We start from the raw sequence: 24,820 nt of genomic DNA on the forward strand, positions 1-24,820 counted from the left end.
AAAATCCATTGAAGACAAATCTGTACCCTAATTCTGCTGTGGAAAAGATTATCTTTGCTACTTCTTATTTCAATAAAACTTGAAAAACTACAAATTACTTTTCGCCATTTTAACCGTCGCACTTGTGTGGGGAACAACTTTTATGGGAATTCGCGTCGCTGTAGAAACTATTCCAGGATGGTTTGTTGCGGGAATTCGACAATTTTTGGCAGGAATAATAATGTTGACTATTCTCCTATTTCGTAAGGAACTAAAATGGATTGGTTGGAAAAGTTTTGGACTTCAAATCGTATTTTCACTCCTGATGTTGGTGATGGCAAATGGACTAACCACCGTAGCGGAAGAACAACTGAGCAGTAGTTTGGCAGCTTTAATCAGCGCTTGTTCGCCAATTTTGGTTTTCATTGGAAGTCTTTTGTTGGGTTTACAGAAATTTAGTTTTCGAGCGTTAATCGGCGTTATCATTTGTTTTAGTGGAATCTTACTCATCTTTTGGGACGGATTGCAAGACCTTGCCATTCCTGAATATCGAAATGGTATCATCATGATGTTTTTCGCGATTCTCGGCTGGGCAGGCGGAACACTTTTCACCAAGAAAATGAACATCAAATCCGAGAACATTTCGCTTAATTTAGTATATCAATTTTTGTTTGCTGGCGTCTTCCAAATCTGCCTTGCATTCTTGGTAACCGACAATTACAATTTTGGAAATTGGACGTCGAAAAGTATTGCAGCAATGCTCTACTTGGCGGTTTTTGGTTCGGTGATTGCATTTTTTTCATTTCATTATGCCTTGACCAAAATCAGCCCGATTCAAGTTTCTATTTTATCTTATATTAATACGATTATCGCGATATTTTTGGGTTGGTTGATTCTTGGCGAAGATATTTCGGTTAACTTTATTGTGGCAGCTATTCTCATTATTTGTGGCGTTTTCATCATCAATTACAAACCAGAAATGTTTAAAAAAGTCAATAATAAAATTGTTGTTGAGTAATTTTATATCGAGAACCTTATAAAATTCTCGATACAAAATCTTCCAGATTTTTACTCGAATCGGCGAGTATGACGATAAAGTCTCTAAAAATCCAGTTACAAAAAAATCTCTTTTTCGACATTCAAATCTTTTAAAAATTCGGAATCGTGAGAAATAACAAGCAAACTTCCTTTGTATTCTCGCAATGCCGAAGTTAGGATTTCAACATTTTCCAAATCAAGATTATTCGTAGGTTCGTCCAAAACGATTAAATCAGGTGCTTTTCCCATGATTGAAAGACAAGCTAGCAACAATCTCATTCTTTCGCCACCGCTTAAACTTGATACTTTTTTGTCCCAAACTTCTTTGCGAAATAAAAATCTGGTTAAAATAGTTTTCAATTCGTGATCAGGAATTGGCGTTTGATTAAAATGTTCGGCTTGTTCTAAAACACTAAAACTTTCATTTAGAATCGAATAATTTTGGTCTAAATAAATGGATTTAAATTCAGCTCTTTCAATATTTCCTTTTGATGGCTTTAAATTGCCAAGAAGAAGTTTTACTAAAGTTGATTTTCCAGAAGCATTATTTCCTTTAATCGTCCAACGTTCACCACTTAGAATTTGAAAATTCAACTCCTCTTTCCACAAAAAATCCTGATTATATTTAAAATTAAGGTCTTTAACCTCAAACAAAATTTTTCCTTGATGTAAAGCAGAATCATCAAAATTAAATTTCATTTGTTGCAAGTGCGAAACTTCACGTCTGAGCTTCGATAAATCCTCAGAAATGCCACCAATCTTCTCCGCGTGAACATCTTTCATTTTCGAACTTGAATTTTCCGCTTTATTCCGAAGCGTATTCATCATAATTCTGGCAACACCTGATTTCTCTTGCTTTTTCTTCCCACGGGAATCCAATTTTTGTTGACGTTCCAAAGTTTCGCGTTCTACTTCCTTGGCTTTTTTTAGGGATTTTTCTTTGCTTTTTATTTCATCTTGAAGTGCGGCGTCGGCATTCTCTTTTTGCTCTTTATAAAACTCATAATTTCCACCAAAAACTTGAATTCCTTTTGAAGAAAGCTCCGCAACTTTATCCAATAAATTAAGTAAAGTTCGGTCGTGACTAACCACCAATAAGGTTTTCGAAGTTTCAGAAACGAAATTGTACAGCGATTGTCGAGCTACTAAATCCAAATGATTGCTCGGCTCGTCCAAAATCACAAAATCAGCTTCGTGAATATCCATTCCAGCCAAAAGAACTTTGGTTTTTTGCCCGCCACTCAAGGTTTTCATCGAATCGGAAAGCGAAATATCTTCAATGTTCCATTTTGAAAAAGCTTCGGTAACTCGATTTTCTAAATCCCAATCGTCATTAAGGATTTCAAAATTTTCTTCGGAAGCGTCGCCTTCCAAAATTTGGTGTAAAGCTTTTAATTTAGAATCTATTTTTAAAGCTTCGGCAACTGAAACTTCGTCCAATTGACCATAAATTTGAGGTACGAAATATACTTTTTCATCGGACAAAATCTGACCTTGCGACGGAGAAATTTCACCCGAAATAAGTTTTAATAAAGTGGATTTTCCAACACCGTTTTGACCAATTAAAGCGACTTTTTCGCCTTTGTTCAACGTAAAATTGAGGGAATTAAATAGCATCTCTTTATCTGGATGCAGATAAGTAATATTGTGTAACGTAAACATGATTTTTCTTTTAAATATGAAACTTGAAGCCCAGAAATAGGCTTAGAAAAGTCGTTGAAAGAAAAATATATCCTACATGTTTATCTACTGATTTTGTTTTGCAAAGATAGAAAATTTAATTTTAAAGTATCAATTCTTCTGATACTCAGCCTTTCCGTTAATGTACAAAGTCGATTCTGATGCTTTGTAAAGGTATTTTCCAGAAGCAAAATTTCCTTCTGAATTCTTATTCAAAATAATATTTGGTTGATTACCAATGAATAATTCGACTTTGCTTTGATTGTCATTAAATAAAATAAACGCACTGATAATTGCTTCTCCGTCTTTGCCGTTAATAGGATTCAAACGAGTTCCTACATCAAAAACCTGAATGCAATCATTCCTAAGAACACTCCACGTTTGACCAGCCGAAGCTTTGCAACCGTGATTGTCTTTATCATTTCCCACCATCGCGGGTTTTGGAGAATTACAAGCCATTAAACTTCCGATGGATAACAAAAGAATCGCATTTTTCATAATCAAATTTTCCTTGAAGTATCAAAAATGGTGCAAGACTATTTAGTTTTAAGAATATTTAAAATTAACAAAACAGAAAACATCCATTACAAAAAAACGATGATATAAATTTTAATTTAGTATTTTAGCTCTACAAATATAGAGCATGTATAAAAAGTACCTTTTCTTAATTTCAATATTAATACTATTAATCAGCTGTGGAACCAACAAACGTGACAAAAATAAATTAAAACATGGAATTTGGATTACCACAAAAAAGACGTCCGAAGGCGAGATAAAAACAAAAGGAAGATATAAGCACGGTGAAGCTATCGGAACTTGGACGACAAAAATAAATGACACACTTTCACAAAAAGATAAAATAAAAATGGTCGAAAATGATGCGATCAAAAAGTTTTATTCTTATCACATTACTTCTAAAACTTATTATCCAAATGGCAAAATCTACGAAAGTGGTGAATCTATGCAAACCATCGACAATGCTGATTTTAACGAGCGTCACTGGTTTAAATTTGGACCTTGGAAGCGTTTCGATAAATATGGAAAAGTTATTTTAATAAAATACTACAAAGAAGGAAAGCTGCAATCTTACTTTGAAAATGACTCTATGCATTACGACTTGAGAAAATTTGTAGACACTGATCAATAAAAAAAGCCATCTTAAACCATTATTAAACAGTTTGAAGATGACTCTGACAATTTTGATTACATAAATTATTTAAGATAAACCTAAATTCAGCTTTGTTTTAATTCTGAAAAAAAAAATATAAAAGCATTTCTAAGACGCAAGAAGATCAACGAAGAAAAATTTTAGCGTTAAATAATCGCTGATTATAGCTTACGTCTTAAAGAAAACTTTGGTGACTATAGTGTCTTTGTGTTTTAATAAAAAGTGCCTAGATGAAATTAATGTTCTTCTCAGCCCATTCCCCAATAATTGGAAGTGGCTTTTCGGTGTCATTTGCAGCATTAATAATTCCTATAATAACCAATGCCCAAACAACATAACCGATGTATCCTAAGAAATATAAACTTGGTACAATCATCACAATGATAAAGAAAACAGCATTAAAAAGAATGGCAAAAATAAAAAGTGCTAGACTTTGTTTAAGATGGAATTTTAAAAAATTATCAGCTTTATCTTTTCCAACAAGAAATGAGAATAACCAACCTAATACAGGGATGTACGAAATGATTGCGAGTGTTTTGTTGTCCATTTTATTTTGATTTTTAATGTTTAGAATTTTGAAATAATACTGATAGACTGCTTATCCGCAGAAATGGAAATGAAGTTGGATAAGCCAGTCTCATCAGGATTTAATCACTTGTGTTTTTCTGATTTCAAAATTCAGCATACTAAAATTAAAATCAAACAAAACATATCCTACTATATGTCTACATCCTAAATTTTTGACATACTACAAACATACTACAACATACTAAAAGGCTTTATTCATCGTTATTTTGAGAGTAGTTAACTAAATATTTTCGATTGGATTACATTTTATTATTCTAAAATACTTTCTTGATACTTTGTAGTTTCACTATATTTACATCAACATGATGAAAAAACTTTCTATTCTTTTTTTTATTAGCATTTCTATTCTTGGATATTCTCAAAACAAATATTTGGATAGTCTAAAAACGATTGTTCAAAAAGATAATACACCCGTAAAAGAAAAAATGAAAGTTTTTGGATTGTTAACGGAACTTTATAGAACCGAGGAGCAATATCCGACTGCAAACCAGTACGCACAAAAGTATTTGAGTCTTGCAAAAGCTGAGAAAGACTATTTACAAATTACCAAAGCTTATACTTATTTGGGTGTCATCGCCAATAATCAGGAGCAATATGACAGAACCAGTCTTTATATAGATTCAACTAAAATTTCGGCTTCAAAATCTGGAGTGGCTTTGCCAAAAGCTTATTCGGAGTATTTGCAAGCTTACCAAGAAATGTCTCTTCAAGATTTAAAAAAGAGCGTTGCACATGCCCTTGCTGCGATTTCAAATGCTGAAAACCAAAAAGATTACGAGTTAGAATTCAAGTTAAATTACATATTGTATAGCACTTATACCAACTGGAATGACCTGACAAATTCAATGAAATATGCGAAAGAAACTCTAAATTCTGCCAAAGCGTCCAAGAATAAAAATTATCTTAGTAACACCTATTCTGCCCTATCTGTCGCCTATTCTTATCTTTATAATAAATCGCAGAACAAACAAGATTTAGATCAAACCATAAAGTATGCAGAAGATGCAGCGGATTTGTACCAAAAATATCCTGGCCAAGTTGCCAATTACACTTATGCAATGGCAAGAAATAATGTTGCCACCTATCTACTGACTTACTATCCACAATTAACACCTGAACTTATCCAAAAAATAAAATTCAATGTTCAGGAATCGATGAACAGTTCAAAAAGTAGTACCAATAGTCAGCCTTTACAAGCAGGAAATCTCGGAATACTGGCTTATTTGGCGGAGGAAAATGGAAGCTTGGACGAAGCAGAAAATCTATTGCTACAAGCTTACGCCATCTTGCAAACTCAAAAACCAGTTTATTATCCAATGTTGATACAGATTTCGACAAGTTTAGCTGGCGTTTACAAAAAGAAAGGCAATTTAGAAAAAGCTTTAGAATTTCAAGAAAAAGTTACAGATTACAATGTTTCTTTATTTGACCAAACGCAAGCTGAAAGCGTAAAAAAATTGGAGGCACAATTTGAATCTGAGAAAAAAGAAAAGGAAATTCAACAACAAAAAAAGCAGAAGATTTGGTATATCGTTGGTGGAATTTTGGCGCTTTTGGGGAGTTTTTATATGTTCCGTTCTTATCATTTCCGTCTTAGATACGCTTTGCAGCGTCAAAAACAATTGGTTTCGGAGAAAAATGAGGCAGATTTGCAGGTTCAACTTCAAAAAGAAGAGCAAGCCCGTTTGAAAGCCGAGCAAGAAGTGTTGACTTTACAACAAGAAAAATTGCAAAATGAAGTGATGGCAAGTCAGCTACATTTGGAGCACAAAACCAATATTCTTCATCAATTAAAAGAAAAACTGAACGACGATGACAACGTCAACATCAATAGAATTATCCGCGAAGGAAATCTCTTAGACAAAGATTTTGAACATACGAAGTTTCAAATTCAAGAAATTCATCCTAACTTTTTTAAGTCGATTCAAGAAAAAGCAAAGCAAAGACTTACGGATCTCGATTTAAAATATTGCGCTTATATGCACCTTGGCATGAACACCAAACAAATTGCAAACGTCCTAAACATCGAACCTAAAAGCGTGAGCATGACCAAATACCGCATCAAGAAAAAATTCGATTTGGATGCCGAAACTGACCTTGTTCAGTATATCAAAGGGATTATTTAATTGATTCTAAACTTTGTAAATATCCTTTTAAAATAAGTGGATGACAATGTTTTTCATCCTTTGCTGCGTAAACCAAGGTCACAACTTCTTGGTTCTGCAACCTTTTTAGAAATTCAGGGCCGAAATTATTTTCTTGCAGTTCTTTTAAATACTTGTCAGAAAACTCTTCCCATCGATTTGGATCGTGATGAAACCACAATCGCAAGTCTGTAGAAGGTGCCAAATCTTTGTCCCATTCGTCTAAAGCAGCTCGTTCTTTAGTGATTCCTCTTGGCCACAGCCGATCTACCAAAACTCTGTAACCATCTGTTGGTGAAGAATCTTCATAAATTCTTTTAAGCAGGATTTTCATTTTTTATTTTAAAGTTATGAATTTTCAGAATGAAAATTATTCTACTTCCAAAACTCATCTTCAAAAGCATCTTGTTCCTCAGAATGGACTTCTGCAAGCGCCTTTCCAATTTCTAAAAGCCGATTTTCATTTAAATTTTCTTCTAAATGTGGAAACCATTGTCGTTCTTCAAACCGAATATGATCATCCAATAAATTTGCAAACGCTTCTAGATCTTGAGTATTAGGATTTTTAGAAATATCATTAAACAAAACTTCTAAATATTGATGTTCTTTCTCAACTCGATTTGAAAAATCATCTTCCAAATACGGAAACAAAATTTCCTCTTCTTCTTTGAAATGTTCCTTCAAATGTTGATTCCAGAAATAATCAACATACCTCTGAATTCTAGAAAGTTCAACTTCTTTCTTCAAACCTTGACGGATTTTCCAACAACACAACAATCCAAAATGATGGTCGTGTGAAAGTGGAATTATGTTTTCGTTACGTTTCATATTTTTTTGCTTTTTAGATTATACTTTTTTCCTTTATCAAAAGACATAAAAACCCCACCAATTTTCGAAAAAACTGATGAGGCAACAATATTAAATTTAGTTTATCGCTTTCCTTTTAATGACCATCCAAATTTTAATCCGATAATAAAAATCACCAATAACAATTCACCAACAGCCAACAAAATATCTCCTGGAACACGCATCCATCTTAGGAAATGCATAATTTCCGTTTGCATAAATTCTGCCGATCTTGCATACCAATAACCTTCCTGAATGGAAGCAACGGCTTGCATAATTCCGATTGGGAGAATACTAATGGTTGTCATTACAAACAATCCAATATTTGTTAGCCAAAACGCCCAACCAATCAATTTGTCATTCCATTGTCTATCTGGATACAAACCTCTGAGAATGAAGAGCATTAAGCCAATTCCTAGAATTCCGTACACTCCAAATAATGCAGCGTGACCGTGAACTGCTGTTGTATTTAAACCTTGAATATAATACAACGCAATTGGAGGATTAATAGCAAATCCGAAGATTCCGGCTCCTAAGAAATTCCAAAAACACATCGCAATAAAACAGTAAATTGGCCATTTGTATGCTTTGATCCATTTGGTGGATTTACTGATTTGATAATTGTGATAAGCTTCATAACCAATCAACACCAGCGGAACAATTTCTAATGCACTAAACGTCGCTCCCAAAGCCAAAACTGCTGTTGGCGTTGCCGAGAAATACAAGTGATGGAATGTTCCTAAAATTCCTCCTGCAAGGAAGATTATCGTTGAAAATAAGACCGAAATTGTCGCTGATTTTAATCGTAATAAACCTAATCTAGTGAACAAGAATGCAGCAACAACGGTAGCAAAAACTTCGAAGAATCCTTCTACCCAAAGGTGAACCACCCACCATCTCCAATATTCGGCGATTGCCATGTGCGTTTGTCTTCCATACATTAATCCAGCACCGTAAAACATTGCAATAGCAATTGACGCAATCAAAAATAATGTCAACATGTGACGGTTTTCATCTTTTTTCTTCAATGCTGGAAGCAAGGCGCGAATCATTAAAATCAACCAAAGAATTAGTCCAACTAATAACAAAATTTGCCATACTCTTCCCAATTCAACATATTCGTAACCAGAATGTCCCCAAAGGAAATTGTCAACATAACCTAATTTTTGCATTACGCCTAACCATTGTCCAGCTAAAGAACCGAAAACAACGATTAACAAAGCACCGAAAAGAATATTAACTCCTAATTTTTGATATTTTGGTTCGTAACCCGAAACTGCTGGTGCAATGTATAATCCCGTTGCTAACCAAGATGTGGCAATCCAGAAAATTGCTAATTGAACATGCCAGCTTCGAGATACAGATTGCGGTAAAATTTCATCCAATGGAATTCCGTAAAATGCGCTTCCTTCCACACCGTAATGCGCAGTGATAACGCCTGCTAACATTTGAACCAAAATCAAAAGTGCAACAACCCAAATGTATTTTAAGGTTGCACGCATGGAAGGTGTTGGCTTCATATTTCGCAACGGATCTTCCAACGGCAAAGCTTCCGAAATTTCTTCATCTTTGTTTCTGGCATGATAGAAAACCAATGCACCAACGCCCACCAACAACATCAAAATACTGAAACCAGACCATAAATGCAAAGAACTCGAAGGCACATTCCCAACACTAGGATCGTGCGGCCAGTTGTTGGTATACGAAACCGTGTCATTTGGGCGATTGGTTATACAAACCCAAGTTGTCCAAGAGAAAAAAGCATTCATTTTGTCCATTCTCGCCTGATCTTTAACCGTATTTTTGGGGATTGCATAAGCATCTCGAAGCTTGTCCATCGAGGGATCGCCCATGAATAATTTGGAATAATAATCTGCCAACTCTGCCTGAACTTTTGCACGTTCTGGCGAAATCGTAATGGTTTGGGTCGCTTCATCCAACGTATTGGTGCGAAGTTCTTTCTTTAATAAAGATTGATATTTCGCTTGCTCCTCGTCTGGAAGATCTTTGTAGATTTTTCCATCTTTTTTTGCCAATTCATCCAATAAAAGTATGGATTCTCGGTGCAAATAGTCGGCAGTCCAATCAGGAGCAATATAGGCACCATGTCCCCAAACACTACCAACTGTCTGTCCACCGATCGATTGCCAAACATTTTGCCCATCTTTTACATCTTGACCTGTGTACAAGACTTTTCCATCAGTTGTAACTACTTTTTCGGGAACTGGTGGGACTTTACGATAGATATCTACGCCGTAAAAAATGAGAACCGCAAAGGAGGCAATGATGACAAAAGCCAACCAACCCCATAGTTTTTTAGGTGTCATAGTTTTTGTTTTTTAGTTGTTAACCACTGAAAATTCCTTTTCTAATTCAATTGATTTTGGAAACAAAATATTATTTTCCAAATGAATGTGCGTGTGCAAATCGTTTTCGAAATCTTGAAGCATTGCAAAGGTCACTCGGTACGTGTTACAAGCGTCTGCTGGTGGTGTATAACTGTTCGTTAATTGTGCAATTTTTTCTAATCTTTCGCCTTCAATAGTATGTTCATGTTTCATCATTTCTACTGGATTTTCTACCGTTCCGAAATGCGGCTGCTCAATCGCTTGACCAGAAATTTTAGAATTCATCATTTTTCGAACAAATGGAAATAAAACCAATTCTTCTTTTTTAAGATGTGCCGCTAAATCCTGTGCGGAAGCATTAAACAAATCTCGAATTTCAAAAAGTTCGGGATGTCTATCACCATGCACTTTGCAAAGTTTATCCAAAAATTGCTGAATAATTGGTGTTTTCTCCTCAACATAACGGTGATGCGTTTTCTCCACATAATCTGCCAATAAATCCAATGGCCAAGCTTTGAAATCAATTCCGATCGCTCCTAACGATGGAAGATTTTCTAATTCAGAATAAATTTTGTTCGGGTCTAAATCCTTTTTATCACAAGCATCTTCGATGGTACGTCCACCCTTGCAACAAAAATCAATTCCATATTTTTTAAAAATAGCTGCTGTTCTAAAATCTTCTGCAACCATATCTCCTATTAAATCTGTTTTCGCATTCATAATAAAATACTTTTTTATCTTTTATTGTTTTAAATTTTTTTGAAAAAACCTCATTGGAATTTTAAACCAATGAGGCTTTCGTTTTTATTTTTTTTGAGCTAAAATATATTTCACCATCAGTTTTGCATTTTCAGGACTCAATCCAGCATGCGGTGTCATTGGGATATCGCCCCAAACACCTTTTCCACCTTCGATAATTTTTGTCGCTAAATGGTCAATATCTGCATCCGTATATTTTGCCGCTACATCTTGGTAAGATGGTCCGACTAGTTTCGAATCTATTTTATGACAAGATAGACAGTCAGCACCTTCAACCAAACTTTTTCCTTCTTCAACTGGAGTCAGGGCAACAGCAGGTTTTGCTGCTTCAGTCGGCTCTTCAATCATTTTGTTAGATTCTTGTTGTGGAGCTTCTGCTTCAACATTTTCTTTTTTAGAACAAGAAACTATAGCTAATGAAGCTAATAATGAGGTTAAAACTAATTTTTTCATAGCTGATTTATTTGTTTATTTTTTAATTATTTAAGTTCGTTTTTAATTGCATTTACAGTGTTATCGATGTCGATATTGATGCCTTCCTTTTGATGAACCAACAAACCATCTTTCGAAAAGACACTTATGATATTAGAATGCGAAAAATCCATTGGCGAAATTTGTTTGTATTTCATCGCCAAAACATTGGCTAATTCACGGGTATTTGCTTCGCTGCTTCTAATAAAAACCCATTGTTTACCATCCAGTTGGTAGGTTTTCAAAAATTCTTGCATCTTTTCTGGCGTGTCGTGTTCTGGGTCAATGGAAATGAAAACGTAGCGTAAATCATCAGGATTTTTGTGTCCTACTTTTTCTTCAATAGCTTTCATATCCAATGTTAGTCGTGGGCAAGCCGTTTTACAAGAAGTGTAAACCATCACCATTGTGAGCACTTTTCCCTTCAAATCTTCTAATTTTATTATGCTTCCATCGGGCTGTTCCCATTTTGACGACAAATTAAATATGGAATTTGGATCCAGATTTTCACTTGATTTTTCTTGACAACTATTAAAAATCATCAAACTTAAAAAAGCAAATACAATTATTTTTATACTATTTTTCATTTCAATTTTTCTTACAATTTTGACGTTGATTTTACTTCATGCTCAATTTTTCATTTTCATCCAAATCCTTTGCACATCGGAATCCAAGATTATTAACTGTATAATTGGCTTTCATGCTCCCACGCATCGCAAAGCGAATAAAAGCCGCATAATTTCTCAAATCCGAAGAGGTTACCGAAGCGCCTGCACAAAACAAAGATTCGTTGGCATCGGTATCTTTTCGCGATTCGCCAGTCATCATCACAGAATTAAAATCTTCCGTCCACTCCCAAATCGTTCCGTACATATCATAAATTCCCCAAGCATTTGGCTGATGCTGCTTTACAGCTTGTTTGTACTTTCCTTTTTCTTGATATAAATTCAAAATATGTCTTGTAAATTCGGGGTCTTCAGTCGCATTTTTTAAATTTTCACTGGCTCTAGCTGCATACTCCCATTCATCAACGGTTGGCAAACGTTTTCCGACACTTTCGGCATAAGCTTTCGCGGCAAACCAAGAAACATTCGTTACTGGTGCATCTGGACTTACATCTGCAGGAATCTCGAAATCGCTTTTCCAATGCTTTAGATAAGTGCTGTCTGCATAGAGTTTCAAAACTTTACTCTTGGTCCATTGAGGATTCTTTTTCAAAAATTCGAGGTATTCAAAATTCGTAACGGCAGTTTCATCAATCATAAAAGACTTTACAGAAGTCAAGCTATCGCTCTCTTTTCCAACAAAAGCGCGGTATTGTCCGCCATCAACCTTCAGCATTTTCTTATCTGTGGAAATGAATGTCAGCTCGGGTTGCGCCTTTGTAATTTCGGTTGCAGCTTGTTTTTTACTACAACTAAAAATTAAAGTCAAATACAATATGTAAACAAAATATTTCATTTTAAAATTGAATCCTCAATGTGAACCAAAAGTTCTAAAAACTATAACTATGGATTATTTTTTCTCTGATTTATAAACTTTAGGATTGTCGTCTCCTGTAATTTTAATTTTACCCAAAGCGCCTTTGTTGAAGGCTCTGAAGATTGCGTGGTCAACAATCACATATTCGCCTGGAACTTTAGAAGTAAACTCTACGATCGCAGCTCCACCTGGTGGAATAGACGTTGTTTGGACATTTTCATTGGTTTTCGAACCACCTTCGATATACACTTTATCGAAAATTTGACCGATAACATGGAAAGATGAAGTCAAATTTGGACCACCATTTCCGACAAAGAATCTCACTTTTTCGCCAACTTTAGCTTGAAGCTCGCCTTCGCCTAGCAAAGCACCCGTTTTTCCGTTAAACACAACATATTCCGGATGTTCGGCGATGGCTTTATCCATATCAAACTCTTGCAAGCCTTTGTCACCATACTTTCCTTTGGTGTAGAAGTCCCCTTGCATAATGTAGAATTCTTTGTCCACTTTTGGAAGTCCGCCTTCTGGTTCAATTAAAATCAAACCGTACATTCCGTTTGCAATGTGCATTCCCACAGGCGCAGTCGCACAGTGATAAACGTACAAACCTGGATTTAAAGCTTTAAAATTAAATACAGCTTCTTTCCCAGGCGCCACAAAAGTCGCTTCTGCACCACCACCTGGACCATTTACAGCATGTAAATCGATGTTATGTGGAAAGGCAGAATTTTCATTGTTTTTTAAATGAAATTCAATTTCGTCGCCCACTCTCGCTCTGATGAAACTTCCTGGCATCGAACCTCCGAAAGTCCAGAAGTTGTACTGCGTTCCGTCTGCCAATTCACCAGTTTTTTCGATGGTTTCGAGACGAACGATTAGTTTTTTCGCAGCACGGTCACCAATTGGTGCAGGAACATTGGGTGCCGAAGTCAATTTTGCCTCTTCGGCAGCTCCAGAAACTGCGATGTTTTCGGCATTTCCAGATTTTGAATTAGAATCTAAATCTGATGCGTTCTGTTTACAAGCATTTAATGAAAAGCCTGCCAGAATAATGGCTAATGGAAGAATGTATTTTTTCATTTTAATGAGAGGTTTTTAATGTTTTAAAAATAATTTTTGAATCTGCTTTTACTTTTTCTAATGATAAAATCGGTAATATGAAAAGCAGCAGTACTTTTGCAACTTCAGCGTAAATAAAATAATCGTGAAACGTTGTTGGAGGAAGCCCTTTTCCACTTGCTAAAACATCTGCTCGAGCGTCTAAAACGGGCAACATCCAAAATTTTTCTAGAATTAAAATCAAGGTTAAAAAAAATAGATTCAGTAAGATTTTAGAATTGGGTTTTTCTTGATTAAATAAGAAACTAAAACCTATGATAAACAGCAATGCAATCTGAATTATCGTTGAAATCCCAAACATAATTTTTCCCAATTCTAATGCAATTGGAAGCGTCATTCCAGGAACTTGAAACTTCAGTGGTGTTTCTAGAAAACTTACCGCAAGCACCAATCCTAGCCATAAAAAGCTTGTTGCAAAAACGAGTGGATATTTAACTTGAAATTTCACATTTAATATTTTAATACCTTTTTATCTTTTACTATATTAAAAAAATAGATTTGTTAATTCTATCTTTTTAAAAATGCTTCGTGAGCATCCAACTGGTCAACAAAATCACCAATTTTCATATCGTTAAGCATCTTTTGAAGATTTCCTCTAATATGCTTAAACTCGTTATGAACAGGGCAAGGATGCGTCTCCGAACATTCTTTAAGTCCTAATGCACAACCTGTAAAGATTTTGTCACCATCCATTTCTTTAACAATTTCCGCCAAAGAACGATTAAGACTCACATTATCCAAATAAAATCCACCTGTTGGACCTTTTGCCGATTGCACAAAACCTTTACGACTCAAATCCTGCAAAATCTTAGCAATAAAATATTCTGGAGAATCAATGCCTGTCGCAATATCTTTAATACCAATCCTTCCCCCATCTTTCGTCTGTTGGGTAATATAAATCAGGGCTCTTAAAGCGTATTCGCAAGTTTTGGAAAACATTTCTATCAATTTTTCTTCAACAAAGATAAAACTAATTTTCAAATAAAAGATAAAAAACTCTTTTATTTTAATGTGACAATTCTCAGATTACTTTTTAGCAGGAATAATATACTTCACCGCAAACTGAACACTCGAAAAATTGCCTTCGAAATTAAAACGGTTTTTATTCGTATTGCTTTCCTTGAAATGTGTGTTATAATAGCCAATTTCGCCGAGACTTGCTGCTATTTTCCAGCGACGATTAAGGAAATAGTCGATGCCAGGCTTCACACTCACTCCATAACTAGAATAAGAGTTTTTCGTGCTAGAAACCTCTACTCCACTATTATCCAAGCGGCTTGTAGATTTCACATTCCCAAATTCTAGAGGAAAATCCAATTGGCAGAACAAGCTAAACTTATCATCCAACACCCAAAATCGACGCAGCGATGGCGTTACAACCAAAGCTGAACTTACCGATTCTAGATCCTGCAAATCTAAATTTGCATTTTGGGATTGTGTTTTCTCCGTTTCCTGCTTATAACCCGCACTCATCACAATCGCCCAACTCGGTGCGAAGAAATAGCCATAAGTTGGCAAAAACTTATACGATTCCACGCTGCTGTTATTCGAATGATTTTTGGTAGTGGAAAAACCTATTTGGCCAGAAACATATTGTGTTCCTTTTGGAACTTGAGCTTTCAAAAGCCCAATGCCAACGATACTTGCTAAAAGAATTAATCGTCTCATAATGACTCATTTTTAATTGATACAATTTTTAAACGATGTAAATGTAAAAATAAAAGACTAAAAAGTATTTTATTTTAAAATGATTAAATTCATATTCCAATTTGCACAAATTGATGATACATTTGTGCTATGAAAATTTGGTTTTCCATAGTGTTTTCAAGTCTGCTGTTGTTTTGCAGTAGTCAATCTGCATTATTGTGGGTGGATTATTCTATGAATCAGGATTTTTATGAATTGCATTGCGAGAACAAAAGCAGGCCACAAATGCAGTGCCACGGAAAGTGTCAAATGTCCAAAAACGAGCAAGCGCCAGCCAATTCTCAACTTCTAAAAATCTGTAGCGATTTTATTTTCTTAAATCCAATTCCAGATGCTATTTCTCTTCAAATTGAAAAATCTTTTGTTCAAAAAGAAAAAATAAATTTCATTACCGATTTCTATCAATCTCCAACTGCAAAATTGTTGGAAGAGCCTCCCATTGTTGGATAATTTTTCAAATTATTTTTTCGACGCAGGATTTGTAATGAATCCAGCAAAGTAATTATTCAACAATACAAAACATGTTACTAAAACAACAAAAAGCCATTTGCACAATAGGTTTCGGCTTATTCTGCTCGGTGGCAAGCTTCAACTTTGTGCAAGCGCAAGAGCAAGACAGCACAAAAATTCAGAATATCGAAATGGTGAAAATCACGAAATTAAATATTCAAAATCATCAAAATTCAAAACAAATAAAAGTTAGTTCGACCCAACTTCTCGACCACGACGCCGGAAATTTCCTTAAAACTCTACCCGAAATTTCAGGTATTAAAAAAGCTGGAAACTTCGGAACAGACCCAGTTTTGAGAGGTTTTAAATATGAACAACTGAATATTGTAACCGATGGCGCCGCTTATGCGATTAACGCTTGTCCGAGCCGTATGGATCCGTCGATTTCGCAAGTGAATATGAACAGCGTCACAGAAGCCCAAATCTACAAAGGTCCTTACCAATTCCGTTTTGGTTCTACTTTGGGCGGAACGATAAATTTTATTTCAGAAAAGCCAGTTTTTACGGATAAAGTAGAGCTTAAAAATCGATTTTCGAGTAGTTATGATAGCAATGGTTCTATTTTCAGAAACGAATTGATGTCGCAATTGACTTCTAAAAAATTTAATTTCGATTTATTTGGCAGTTACAACGATGGCGACCGATACAAAGACGGAAATGGCAACGAAGTTCGCTCGGCTTTCAAGCGCTATTCGGTGGGGTCCAAACTTCAATACAAATGGTCGGACAATCAAATTACGAGTCTTCAAGTTAACACCAATCAAGGGCGAAATGTAGAATTTGCAGCTTTGAAAATGGATTTAATTTATGATAAAACTTGGATGACGCAACTGAATCATAAGAGTTTTTACAAAAATTCACTTTTAAAAGAAATGTCTTATAATGCTTATTTCACGCAGGTTCATCATTCGATGGGCGATCCAGCGAGAATGATGGTAAGCGATGTTGCTTCGAAAACTTTTGGTGGCAGAATTGAAAGCAAATGGGGCAAAAATTCTTGGAACTTGTATTCTGGTTTTGACTATAAACATGAACAAGCCGAAAACACAGCATCAGTTATGAAAATGCCAATGATGATGCCGAGTGACGGAACATCGTGGCAAGATTCTCACATCGACCAAGTGGGTTGGTTTAATGAGTTTTCGAAGAATTTTGAAACTTCAAAACTGACAGCTTCCTACAGAATGGATTACAATTCTGCCAATGCGGGCGAAATGTCAAAACTTTTCACGCAGTTGTACGGCAGTATGAAGAGCGACCAACTGAATCATAGTTTTAGTTTGGGTTATCAGCAGCGATTTGGAGCGCATTCGGATTTGGCAATTTGGCTTGGTCGGGCACAACGAAGCGGAAGCTTGACGGAGCAGTTTATCAACCGTTTTCCTGTAGGAAATGACAATTATGATGTTGTCGGAAATCCTTTGGTAAAGCCTGAAACCAATAATCAAGCAGATTTAATTTATACTTTCCACACGTCGAATTTCCATTTCCAAACCGATGTTTTTTATGCCTTCATGCAAAATTACATTGGTGCGGTGGTTAATCCCAACATCAAAGCGAACTCTATGCAAAGTCCTGGTGTAAGACAAATCCAGAATATTGAAAAAGCGATGAAAGCAGGTGTTGAAGCACGTTTGCAATGGCAATTTTCACCAAAATACAAAACGGATATTGCCGTTGCCTACACTTATGCCGAAGATTTGGATAGTAAAATGCCTTTAGCAGAGATTGCACCACTTAATTTAAAATGGAATTTTGAGGGTCAGTATCAGCAATTTTCTTATGGAGTTAATTACCGTTTTTCGGGTGCTCAAAACCGTGTGAATACTGATTTTAAAGAATTAAAAACGCCTGATTTCTCAGTGGTTGATTTGTACACGAATTTTAGTATTCAGAAAAATATAAAATTTCAAGTTGAAGTCAGTAATCTGTTCAATCGTGCTTATGCAGAGCATTTGAGCAGAACTTTGAGCAGTAATAATCAACAACGAATTTTGGAACGAGGAAGAAGTTTTAACCTCGGCGTTTTCGTGAATTTCTAAATTAAAAAAGGACTGAATTACTTTCTTATTTTCCCTTGGTCAGTTATCAACAAATAACGATATTTAGGGAACTTTCGGACTAAATTCAGTCCTTCTTTTTCACCTAAAACCATAATAGATGTGCTTAACGCATTGCAAAATTCCGAAGACTCACCAACGATGGTCACGCTCGTTAATCCAGTCGCAGGAAAACCTGTTTTAGGATTAATAATATGCGAATAACGAACACCATTGATTTCGGCGTACTTTTCATAACTGCCAGATGTGGCAACACCAGAATTTTTAAGTTTTAAAATCTTTATTAGTTTTTGATGCTGAAAAGGATTGCGAATACCGATTGCCCAAGGCTTTCCGTTGATTTGCGTTCCCCAAGTCGCAATATCGCCTGACGCATTTACAATTCCCGCAATTACACCTTTACTTTGCATTAATTCTCGACCCTTATCTGCGGCATAGCCTTTTCCTATTGAGCCAAAACCGATTTTCATACCTTTATTTTTAAGATAAATTGTTGAGTTTACAGAATCCAAAATAATATTGCGATAATCGACATTGGCAATGGATTTTTTAATGGATTCCGCACTTGGCATTTCCGTTATTGAACCATCAAAACGCCAAATTTTATCCATCGAAACCGTTGAAATATCAAAAGCACCATTCGACATTTTAGAATAATCAATAGCACGTTTTGTAAGGTCAAAAACTTCCTTATCGACTTTCACAGGCTGTATTCCTGCATTTTGATTGACTTGCGAAATTTGAGTATGCGGTTGCCACTCGGATATTAAATTTTCAATTCTTGAAATCTCTGCAATGGTCAAATCAATGTTTTTATTTGCACTCACCGAATCTTTGTCCACCAAAGTAATATTAAAAACCGAACCCATCAAAGTCACTTGACGCTCGACCATAACGGACTTTTGCGCAAAAACAATTTCACTTAAAAAAAGTAAAACGAAAACGTAAATATGTTTGAATGTAAATTTCATTTTTAAGTATTTCAAATTTTAATAAGTTAAAGGCTAAGTCGCAAAAATGATTCAAATCACAATACGTTTTTAAGACGCAAATTTCGCTTACGCTCAATTAAAAAACATTTCAAATTAACATCTGTTTTTACATTCTTAAAAAGAATTTGACTACGTCGAACTTAAACAAAATAAACGGAGTTTATTCTTATTTAAACATTAAGAAACCTTAAGGTTCGACGTAGTCAAATTTAGAAAACAAAACTGTTTATTATTATAAGAAATCAATAAATTGATTTTTGTTAAATTCTTTAAGTGAGTCCACGTAAAAATCTTAATTTCTTAATGTTAAAAAAATGTCTCTTTTTAAGTAACATAGCTTTTATTTCTTTTTCGCTTTTAAATGGAAAAAAGCAATAATTAACGCTACAACAAGCAAAACAGCAAATTGAATTAAAACCAAATTCCAGCCACCAGCTTTCCAACAATTAACGCCAATTACAGTTCCCAAAGCACCACCAATAAAGTAACACGTCATATAAACCGTATTTATTCGGCTATTTGCAGACTCGTCTAAGGTGTAAATCGTCGCAATATTCGTGATTTGCATCGCTTGCACTCCAACATCCATCACAAAAACCGACAAAACGATCATCCAAATATTTGATGGAAACAACATCATCATAATCACGGAAACTACCACCAAAAGGACGCTGAACAAAATTCCTCGCGCTGGATTTCCTTTGTCTGCTCTCTTTCCAAAAACTGGCGCCAGCAAAGCACCTCCCAAAGCGACAATTCCCAACAATCCAATTTTATCACTTTTCAAAAAGAATGGTTCGCCACTGAGGTGGAATGTTATCGTTGTCCAAAATGAACAAAATACTCCAAATACCAAAGCTCCTAAAATCGACAATCGACGCAGAGTTCCGAATCTTTTAAACTGAAAAATAGTACTTTTTAAAAGCTGTCCGTAACTTCCCGAAAACTGTGTTCCGACGTTTGGCAACGTAAAATAAACGAGCACCATCATCACCAAAACCACGCAAGCCGAAATAATATAAATGGAATGCCAACCCCACAATCTCGCGCTATAACCACTGAGAACACGTGCCAACAAAATCCCTGAAAGTAAGCCTGTAAAAACAGTTCCTACGATTTTTCCTTTGTCCTTTGTCGCTAAAGTTGCCGCCATCGGCATTATGACTTGCGCCGCCGCTCCCATCGCGCCAATAATTAAACTCATCGCGAAAATTCCATAAAGATTATTGATAAAAGCCATTCCGAAAAGTGCCAAAACCAAAACAAAAAGCATGATAAGAATTAACTTTTTGCGGTCGAATTTATCGCCATAAGGTGTGATAAAAAACAAGCCTAAACCATAGCCAGCCTGCGCCAAAGCGGGAAGCAAGCCAACTTCGTTTTCGGATTTTTGTAAAGAATGCGCGACTTCGTCCAAAATGGGTTGTACATAATACAAATTGGCAACGCTAACGCCCGCCGTTATTGACATTATTAAAATCTGAAATCGTGAAAGTTCTTTCTGAGTAGAATTTTGCATGCTGCAAATTTAAAGTATCATTTAGGAAAATCAGAACTCAAGCAAAAGCTTTTGTAAATGATGTTAATTGGGATTTTTTTTAACGCAAAGAAAAACAAAGATTTATTCGAAAATATAATATTAAAAAGCCTTGTCAAGGTTTTGAACCTTGACAAGGCTTAATCAAAATCGACCTAATAGCAATCCGTTAGAATTTGGTTTTCGTAAAAACTTAGGGGTTGCTGGTGGTATTTTAAAGTGATTTCTTCTAAAACTTTTTCAACATCGCGTTGCATTTTTAAGGCACCACAAATCATAATGATTCCTTTATTTTTCAGTAAATCAGCGAAATAAGCTTCATCATTTTTAATTAAATCCATCACATATTGCTTGTTTTCTTCACGAGAAAAAGCCAATTGCAATTGGTCTAATTGTCCTTTAGATCGCTGTTCTTCTGCAAATTTTTGATATTCTTTGGCTTGTGAATTATCAAACCTAAAACCAGAATACAGTCTAATATTTTTCTTGCTCGAATTTTCGTCAATCATTCCTAAAAATGGTGCGATTCCAGTTCCATTTGCAATCATTGCAATCGTTTGAACCTCTTTTAGCAAATGGAATTTTGCATTTTCCATGATTCGACCGTTGATTTTGGAACCGATTTTTAATTGATTCAAGTATTCGGAACCTAAACCATTTGGAAATAATTTAACAATCAATTGAATATTTTGTCCCACTTTTCCAACCGAATAAAAACGCTCTTTATTATTGTTTTCAGGATAAATGGCAAGCAAATCTCCTGATTCAAAACTTTGCTTTTTAGTTGGTTTTAAAACAATTTTAAAAGTAGAATTTTCTTCTGTTGGAGTCGATTTTTCCATCACTTCAAATTCCTTAACATTCGGAATTTTTGCTTCATAAACTGTTGGTGCAGTTGCCAAAGCCAGAAGACTATTTTCGCTCCAAAGTTGCGCCCAATGCACAAATTCTTGCGTTGACCTATCGTTTACCGTACATAAATTCACCAATTCGGTTGCCCAAGATTGTTCATTCAAAAGTTGATTCACCGAAACTGCATATTCACAATAATCGGCATAAGATTTTGAACCAAAACCAACCACCGAAAACGAAATCGGATGATTTTGAGGCGTCTTTTTAACCAAACTTTCAAAACGATTGGCATTCGTTGGCGCTTCACCAAGTCCGTACGTCGACGTAAAAATCACCAACTGTTGCGCATTTGGATAAGTTTCATATTGATTCATTTGAGCCAAAAAAGATTTCTTCCCTTGCCCCAACAATTGTTTATGAATATTATCTGCAAAAGTTAAAGTTGTACCATTCTCAGAACCGACCAACAAAATGATTTCGGCGTCTTTGCTTTTGTATTGATTTTTAATTTTAGTTCGAGTTCTGCGAAACATAATCACAAAACCAGTGTAAATAAAAAATACAATATTTAATGAGGCTAAACCTAAAATAAATGCCCAAACACGGCTTGTTTTCCCTGTATGTAAATCGAGATTTATCTTTTCTAAAACCGCAGAATACGGATATTTGGTCTCAGAAATAATCTCGCCGGTGACTTGATTCACCGAAACGGTTTTATCTTTTAAATGAACGATAAAAGGTTCGGCTTCATCATCAGGGACAAACGGAAATTCGATGCGCTCAACATCCGCCAAAGCTGTATTTTTAAAGAAAGGAATATCTTTTAAATCCTTGGCTTCACCAGCTTTTACAGTATGTTTTATCTCTTGATTTTCACCTTTAAAAAAATCCAATCGAACCATGAAAATAATGGTTCCCGTTAAGGCAATCACTAAAATCGGAATCAACAACAATCTCCCCGAAACGACATGAAAATATTGTGAGAAAAAATCTTTTTTAATCTTTGTAAAAAAATGTTTTATCCCTTGCTGACGTTTTAAAATTAGGACAAAACCACTTATCGAAATCAAGAACAAAATAAACGAAACCACGCCAACAATCGTTCTTCCCGTTTCTTTCAAAAACAGCGAACGGTGCAAAGCGGTCGTCCAATTAATGAAGTCGCTTTTGGGTTTTATATCGCCAATTTTCTTTCCAGAATTTGGGTTGATATAGCCTTTTATTGGATTTCCGTTGTCGTCCATCGCATCGATGGTCACGAAATCGTTGTGGTCTATTTTGACTTCAATAACTTCGGAATACGAATTGCGAAGCGTCGGCAAAACTTTTCCCAGATTGAGTTCCTGAAAATTCTCAACTCGATAAGCGGGCGATTTTTCCTGAATGGCATCGTACGCCAAAATAACGCCCGTAACCGATAAAATCAAGAGAAATGCCGACGAAATAATTGCCAATGCCAAATGCGAATACCGCCAAATGGATAACGTCATTTTTTACTGAACTTTTAAAAATCGGATTGCTTTGATATATCCTGTTCCTGCAACTGCAGTTTTACTGTCCAAAACGTCCGAAGATAGCGGTACTTCGGCATCCTTACTATAATATTTCTGCGTTTCCACAGCAGATTCAAAACGGATTTTGTAACCTTTGTCCAATTTCGAAGAATCAAATTCGATAACGCGCGTTGCTCTTGCGCCACCTCCAACCGAAGCGCCTGTAATGCCGTTCAGTTTTTGTTTTTTAACTTTCTGAAATTTATCCCACTCTTTCAATGTATTATACCATTCGTTATCATCGCCCAAAACGCCCAAAGTCTGCTCGTACTGCCCTTTTGGATTGATTAACGAAATCACAACATACGCGTTTTTTCCAGAATAGGCATCCATTTGAATCATGGTTTTGTATTTTGAAGTTTGCGCAAAAATGCTATTAGAAAATAGCATCGCAAAAATGCTGAATATGATTAATTTAAAATTATTTTTCATTTTAATATTATTTCAAAAAGTCGATTGATACTTTGTTTTTAGTTAAAAATTCATTGTTTTTAGCAAGGTCGTAAGCTGTTTCATCGAATTCAGTTTTTAAATCTTTTTTAACACCCAAATCCACCAAAGTTTTTAGCATTTTATCATCCTTAGAAACCAAAGCTGCTTTGTGCAAAGCTGAGTTTCCATCGGCATCTTGTGCATTAATATTAACGCCCAACTCTGCTGCTTTTTTCACCAAATCGATGTCACCTTTATCAACAGCCAACAATAATAAAGAGTTTCCATTTTTAGGAGTTGCTTTAAAATCGATACCTGCAGATTGCACCAAAGTTTGTTTTGCATTAAAATCTGCAATCGCTTCTGGATTCGCTTTATAAGAACTGAACCAATAATACGCCAAAGAATTTCCAGCTTTATCGACAGCTTTTGCGTTTGCACCGTTTTTAATTAACAACTCAGCAACATCCGCAGAACCATTTTCCATCGCTTTCATAAGTGCGGTTTCGCCTTTTGCATTGGCAGCATTTACATTTTTAGATTTTGCCAAAAGTGCTTCGATAACTTTTGCATCTTTTCCTTGCGCAGCAACCATTAATGCAGTATTTCCTTCTTTGTCGGCAATGCTTGCATCAACACCTTTATTTAAAAAATATTGAATAATTTCAAGATTTGGTCTTCTCGCTAACGAATTTAAAATCGTTGCACCACTCGGATTTAAAGTCTTTGGATTCAATTTATATTTCTCTACCAAAGTTTGGAAAACGTCCAATCCATTACTTTTCATACGTGAACCTTGCGTTGCAAAGAACAAAGCTTGGTTGGTTGGCTTTACACCTTTTGCAATTAGTTGGTCTAAAATTTGAAAATTTCCCAATTTCATCGCATAATCCGCAACCGTTCTCCCCGCAGCATCTTTATCTTGAAGCGATAAACCTTTAGCCACGAAATAATTTGCTAATTTAAGATCGGTATCGTTGGCAATGCTCATCATAATTAAAGAAGTTCCTTCTTCATCCTTAGCTTTTGGGTCTGCACCAGCTTTTATTAAAGCATCAAAAACAGCCGTGTTTTGATTTCCACCTTCGGCAGCGTATTCGATAACCGACAAACCGTGACTATCTTTATAATGAACATCCGAGCCTTTAGACAAAAGGTAATTCACCAATTCTAAATTTCCAGAAGCCGCCGCCCACTGCAAATAAGTTCTGGAATGGTGCGTTTTTTTATCCACAGAATTACCAGATTGCTCCACCATAAATTGAATAACCGGCGTAGAAACCTTATTATTAATCGCCATTACAACAGGGTCAAAGAAGCCTCCGTTTTGTTGTGATGGGCTGTTTCCTTTAGCGATTTCAGCTTTTACAGTTTCTAAATCAGGATTGTTTTTCCAAAAACCACCATCCAATAAAGTATTTTTTTGAGCTTTTCCAAATACGGCAGCCACTAAAAATACAGCGGCAAAGAACATCTTTTTCATAGGCTAAAATTAAAAATTCGTTGTTAATTTTATTTATAATAATTATAAATAACAAAATTAAGAATAATTAGT

The 24,820-nt window shown here is 35.5% G+C and carries 24 protein-coding genes; 5 read left to right on the plus strand and 19 right to left on the minus strand.

Features of this window, described 5'->3' with window-relative positions; translation table 11 throughout:
- Positions 1-79: 79 nt before the first annotated feature.
- A complete protein-coding gene (locus Q1V95_RS14985) occupies positions 80-997 on the plus strand; it encodes an EamA family transporter (protein ID WP_300675522.1) in 918 nt (305 codons plus the stop codon).
- A 95-nt stretch (positions 998-1,092) separates the two neighbouring features.
- On the opposite strand, the gene Q1V95_RS14990 is transcribed toward Q1V95_RS14985, so the two are convergent.
- Complete coding sequence (locus Q1V95_RS14990; RefSeq protein WP_300675523.1) at positions 1,093-2,679, minus strand: ABC-F family ATP-binding cassette domain-containing protein; 1,587 nt, start codon at positions 2,677-2,679, stop codon at positions 1,093-1,095.
- 129 nt (positions 2,680-2,808) lie between these two features.
- Positions 2,809-3,195 carry a hypothetical protein gene (locus Q1V95_RS14995; protein WP_300675524.1) on the minus strand — a complete coding sequence of 129 codons (387 nt, stop codon included), beginning with the start codon at positions 3,193-3,195 and terminating at the stop codon, positions 2,809-2,811.
- A gap of 145 nt (positions 3,196-3,340) precedes the next feature.
- Between Q1V95_RS14995 and Q1V95_RS15000 the strand changes: the two genes are divergently transcribed.
- On the plus strand, positions 3,341-3,844 hold the full coding sequence (locus tag Q1V95_RS15000; protein ID WP_300675525.1) for a hypothetical protein: 504 nt from the start codon (positions 3,341-3,343) through the stop codon (positions 3,842-3,844).
- Positions 3,845-4,091: 247 nt separating this feature from the next.
- On the opposite strand, the gene Q1V95_RS15005 is transcribed toward Q1V95_RS15000, so the two are convergent.
- The gene (locus Q1V95_RS15005) at positions 4,092-4,412 is read right to left on the minus strand and encodes a DUF4870 domain-containing protein (RefSeq protein WP_300675526.1); all 321 of its coding nucleotides are present in this window, start codon (positions 4,410-4,412) and stop codon (positions 4,092-4,094) included.
- Positions 4,413-4,755: 343 nt separating this feature from the next.
- Here Q1V95_RS15005 and Q1V95_RS15010 point away from each other — a divergent pair, with 343 nt between their 5' ends.
- Positions 4,756-6,579, plus strand: a complete 1,824-nt coding sequence (locus tag Q1V95_RS15010; protein ID WP_300675527.1) for a LuxR C-terminal-related transcriptional regulator — start codon at positions 4,756-4,758, stop codon at positions 6,577-6,579.
- Here the strand turns inward: Q1V95_RS15010 and Q1V95_RS15015 are convergent.
- From Q1V95_RS15015 to Q1V95_RS15065, 11 genes are all read right to left on the minus strand, one after another.
- Positions 6,572-6,931: a DUF488 domain-containing protein gene (locus Q1V95_RS15015; RefSeq protein ID WP_300675528.1), complete on the minus strand. Its 360-nt coding sequence runs from the start codon at positions 6,929-6,931 to the stop codon at positions 6,572-6,574. The genes Q1V95_RS15010 and Q1V95_RS15015 overlap by 8 nt on opposite strands.
- Before the next feature lie 41 nt (positions 6,932-6,972).
- Positions 6,973-7,425 (minus strand): hemerythrin domain-containing protein, encoded by a 453-nt coding sequence (locus Q1V95_RS15020; protein ID WP_300675529.1) that lies wholly within the window; start codon positions 7,423-7,425, stop codon positions 6,973-6,975.
- A gap of 101 nt (positions 7,426-7,526) precedes the next feature.
- Positions 7,527-9,770, minus strand: a complete 2,244-nt coding sequence (locus Q1V95_RS15025) for a nitric-oxide reductase large subunit (protein WP_300675530.1) — start codon at positions 9,768-9,770, stop codon at positions 7,527-7,529.
- Between the two features lie 12 nt (positions 9,771-9,782).
- Positions 9,783-10,511, minus strand: a complete 729-nt coding sequence (ric, locus tag Q1V95_RS15030; RefSeq protein WP_300675531.1) for an iron-sulfur cluster repair di-iron protein — start codon at positions 10,509-10,511, stop codon at positions 9,783-9,785.
- 84 nt (positions 10,512-10,595) lie between these two features.
- Positions 10,596-11,003 (minus strand): c-type cytochrome, encoded by a 408-nt coding sequence (locus tag Q1V95_RS15035; protein WP_300675532.1) that lies wholly within the window; start codon positions 11,001-11,003, stop codon positions 10,596-10,598.
- A 26-nt stretch (positions 11,004-11,029) separates the two neighbouring features.
- Positions 11,030-11,608 carry an SCO family protein gene (locus tag Q1V95_RS15040; protein WP_300675533.1) on the minus strand — a complete coding sequence of 193 codons (579 nt, stop codon included), beginning with the start codon at positions 11,606-11,608 and terminating at the stop codon, positions 11,030-11,032.
- A 31-nt stretch (positions 11,609-11,639) separates the two neighbouring features.
- Complete coding sequence (locus tag Q1V95_RS15045) at positions 11,640-12,482, minus strand: formylglycine-generating enzyme family protein (protein WP_300675534.1); 843 nt, start codon at positions 12,480-12,482, stop codon at positions 11,640-11,642.
- 54 nt (positions 12,483-12,536) lie between these two features.
- The gene (gene nirK / locus Q1V95_RS15050) at positions 12,537-13,583 is read right to left on the minus strand and encodes a copper-containing nitrite reductase (RefSeq protein ID WP_366143301.1); all 1,047 of its coding nucleotides are present in this window, start codon (positions 13,581-13,583) and stop codon (positions 12,537-12,539) included.
- A 1-nt stretch (position 13,584) separates the two neighbouring features.
- Positions 13,585-14,070 (minus strand): hypothetical protein, encoded by a 486-nt coding sequence (locus tag Q1V95_RS15055; protein ID WP_300675535.1) that lies wholly within the window; start codon positions 14,068-14,070, stop codon positions 13,585-13,587.
- Positions 14,071-14,129: 59 nt separating this feature from the next.
- Positions 14,130-14,561, minus strand: a complete 432-nt coding sequence (locus Q1V95_RS15060) for an Rrf2 family transcriptional regulator (RefSeq protein WP_300675536.1) — start codon at positions 14,559-14,561, stop codon at positions 14,130-14,132.
- Positions 14,562-14,648: 87 nt separating this feature from the next.
- A complete protein-coding gene (locus Q1V95_RS15065) occupies positions 14,649-15,290 on the minus strand; it encodes an outer membrane beta-barrel protein (protein WP_300675537.1) in 642 nt (213 codons plus the stop codon).
- Between the two features lie 288 nt (positions 15,291-15,578).
- Here Q1V95_RS15065 and Q1V95_RS15070 point away from each other — a divergent pair, with 288 nt between their 5' ends.
- Positions 15,579-15,779 (plus strand): hypothetical protein, encoded by a 201-nt coding sequence (locus Q1V95_RS15070; RefSeq protein ID WP_300675538.1) that lies wholly within the window; start codon positions 15,579-15,581, stop codon positions 15,777-15,779.
- A 71-nt stretch (positions 15,780-15,850) separates the two neighbouring features.
- Positions 15,851-17,881: a TonB-dependent receptor gene (locus Q1V95_RS15075; protein ID WP_300675539.1), complete on the plus strand. Its 2,031-nt coding sequence runs from the start codon at positions 15,851-15,853 to the stop codon at positions 17,879-17,881.
- A 17-nt stretch (positions 17,882-17,898) separates the two neighbouring features.
- Here the strand turns inward: Q1V95_RS15075 and Q1V95_RS15080 are convergent, their stop codons facing one another.
- From Q1V95_RS15080 to Q1V95_RS15100, 5 genes are all read right to left on the minus strand, one after another.
- Complete coding sequence (locus Q1V95_RS15080) at positions 17,899-18,870, minus strand: FAD:protein FMN transferase (protein WP_300675540.1); 972 nt, start codon at positions 18,868-18,870, stop codon at positions 17,899-17,901.
- 361 nt (positions 18,871-19,231) lie between these two features.
- Positions 19,232-20,410 carry an MFS transporter gene (locus tag Q1V95_RS15085; RefSeq protein ID WP_300675541.1) on the minus strand — a complete coding sequence of 393 codons (1,179 nt, stop codon included), beginning with the start codon at positions 20,408-20,410 and terminating at the stop codon, positions 19,232-19,234.
- Positions 20,411-20,583: 173 nt separating this feature from the next.
- The gene (locus Q1V95_RS15090) at positions 20,584-22,770 is read right to left on the minus strand and encodes a PepSY domain-containing protein (RefSeq protein WP_300675542.1); all 2,187 of its coding nucleotides are present in this window, start codon (positions 22,768-22,770) and stop codon (positions 20,584-20,586) included.
- 3 nt (positions 22,771-22,773) lie between these two features.
- Positions 22,774-23,265: a DUF2271 domain-containing protein gene (locus Q1V95_RS15095; RefSeq protein WP_300675543.1), complete on the minus strand. Its 492-nt coding sequence runs from the start codon at positions 23,263-23,265 to the stop codon at positions 22,774-22,776.
- 7 nt (positions 23,266-23,272) lie between these two features.
- Positions 23,273-24,748, minus strand: coding sequence for an ankyrin repeat domain-containing protein (locus tag Q1V95_RS15100; RefSeq protein ID WP_300675544.1), 1,476 nt, complete (start codon positions 24,746-24,748; stop codon positions 23,273-23,275).
- Between the last annotated feature and the right edge of the window lie 72 nt (positions 24,749-24,820).

It is taken from the genome of Soonwooa sp. (genome assembly GCF_030151385.1).
In the GTDB taxonomy this organism is placed as follows: domain Bacteria; phylum Bacteroidota; class Bacteroidia; order Flavobacteriales; family Weeksellaceae; genus Soonwooa.

Excerpts from the sequence above, each read along its gene's own strand:
- Q1V95_RS14990 (WP_300675523.1), bottom strand. The coding sequence starts at position 2,679 with ATGTTTACGTTACACAATATTACTTATCTGCATCCAGATAAAGAGATG.
- Q1V95_RS14995 (WP_300675524.1), bottom strand. The coding sequence starts at position 3,195 with ATGAAAAATGCGATTCTTTTGTTATCCATCGGAAGTTTAATGGCTTGT.
- Q1V95_RS15000 (WP_300675525.1), top strand. The coding sequence starts at position 3,341 with ATGTATAAAAAGTACCTTTTCTTAATTTCAATATTAATACTATTAATC.
- Q1V95_RS15005 (WP_300675526.1), bottom strand. The coding sequence starts at position 4,412 with ATGGACAACAAAACACTCGCAATCATTTCGTACATCCCTGTATTAGGT.
- Q1V95_RS15010 (WP_300675527.1), top strand. The coding sequence starts at position 4,756 with ATGATGAAAAAACTTTCTATTCTTTTTTTTATTAGCATTTCTATTCTT.
- Q1V95_RS15015 (WP_300675528.1), bottom strand. The coding sequence starts at position 6,931 with ATGAAAATCCTGCTTAAAAGAATTTATGAAGATTCTTCACCAACAGAT.
- Q1V95_RS15020 (WP_300675529.1), bottom strand. The coding sequence starts at position 7,425 with ATGAAACGTAACGAAAACATAATTCCACTTTCACACGACCATCATTTT.
- Q1V95_RS15025 (WP_300675530.1), bottom strand. The coding sequence starts at position 9,770 with ATGACACCTAAAAAACTATGGGGTTGGTTGGCTTTTGTCATCATTGCC.
- ric (WP_300675531.1), bottom strand. The coding sequence starts at position 10,511 with ATGAATGCGAAAACAGATTTAATAGGAGATATGGTTGCAGAAGATTTT.
- Q1V95_RS15035 (WP_300675532.1), bottom strand. The coding sequence starts at position 11,003 with ATGAAAAAATTAGTTTTAACCTCATTATTAGCTTCATTAGCTATAGTT.
- Q1V95_RS15040 (WP_300675533.1), bottom strand. The coding sequence starts at position 11,608 with ATGAAAAATAGTATAAAAATAATTGTATTTGCTTTTTTAAGTTTGATG.
- Q1V95_RS15045 (WP_300675534.1), bottom strand. The coding sequence starts at position 12,482 with ATGAAATATTTTGTTTACATATTGTATTTGACTTTAATTTTTAGTTGT.
- nirK (WP_366143301.1), bottom strand. The coding sequence starts at position 13,583 with ATGAAAAAATACATTCTTCCATTAGCCATTATTCTGGCAGGCTTTTCA.
- Q1V95_RS15060 (WP_300675536.1), bottom strand. The coding sequence starts at position 14,561 with ATGTTTTCCAAAACTTGCGAATACGCTTTAAGAGCCCTGATTTATATT.
- Q1V95_RS15065 (WP_300675537.1), bottom strand. The coding sequence starts at position 15,290 with ATGAGACGATTAATTCTTTTAGCAAGTATCGTTGGCATTGGGCTTTTG.
- Q1V95_RS15070 (WP_300675538.1), top strand. The coding sequence starts at position 15,579 with ATGTCCAAAAACGAGCAAGCGCCAGCCAATTCTCAACTTCTAAAAATC.
- Q1V95_RS15075 (WP_300675539.1), top strand. The coding sequence starts at position 15,851 with ATGTTACTAAAACAACAAAAAGCCATTTGCACAATAGGTTTCGGCTTA.
- Q1V95_RS15080 (WP_300675540.1), bottom strand. The coding sequence starts at position 18,870 with ATGAAATTTACATTCAAACATATTTACGTTTTCGTTTTACTTTTTTTA.
- Q1V95_RS15085 (WP_300675541.1), bottom strand. The coding sequence starts at position 20,410 with ATGCAAAATTCTACTCAGAAAGAACTTTCACGATTTCAGATTTTAATA.
- Q1V95_RS15090 (WP_300675542.1), bottom strand. The coding sequence starts at position 22,770 with ATGACGTTATCCATTTGGCGGTATTCGCATTTGGCATTGGCAATTATT.
- Q1V95_RS15095 (WP_300675543.1), bottom strand. The coding sequence starts at position 23,265 with ATGAAAAATAATTTTAAATTAATCATATTCAGCATTTTTGCGATGCTA.
- Q1V95_RS15100 (WP_300675544.1), bottom strand. The coding sequence starts at position 24,748 with ATGAAAAAGATGTTCTTTGCCGCTGTATTTTTAGTGGCTGCCGTATTT.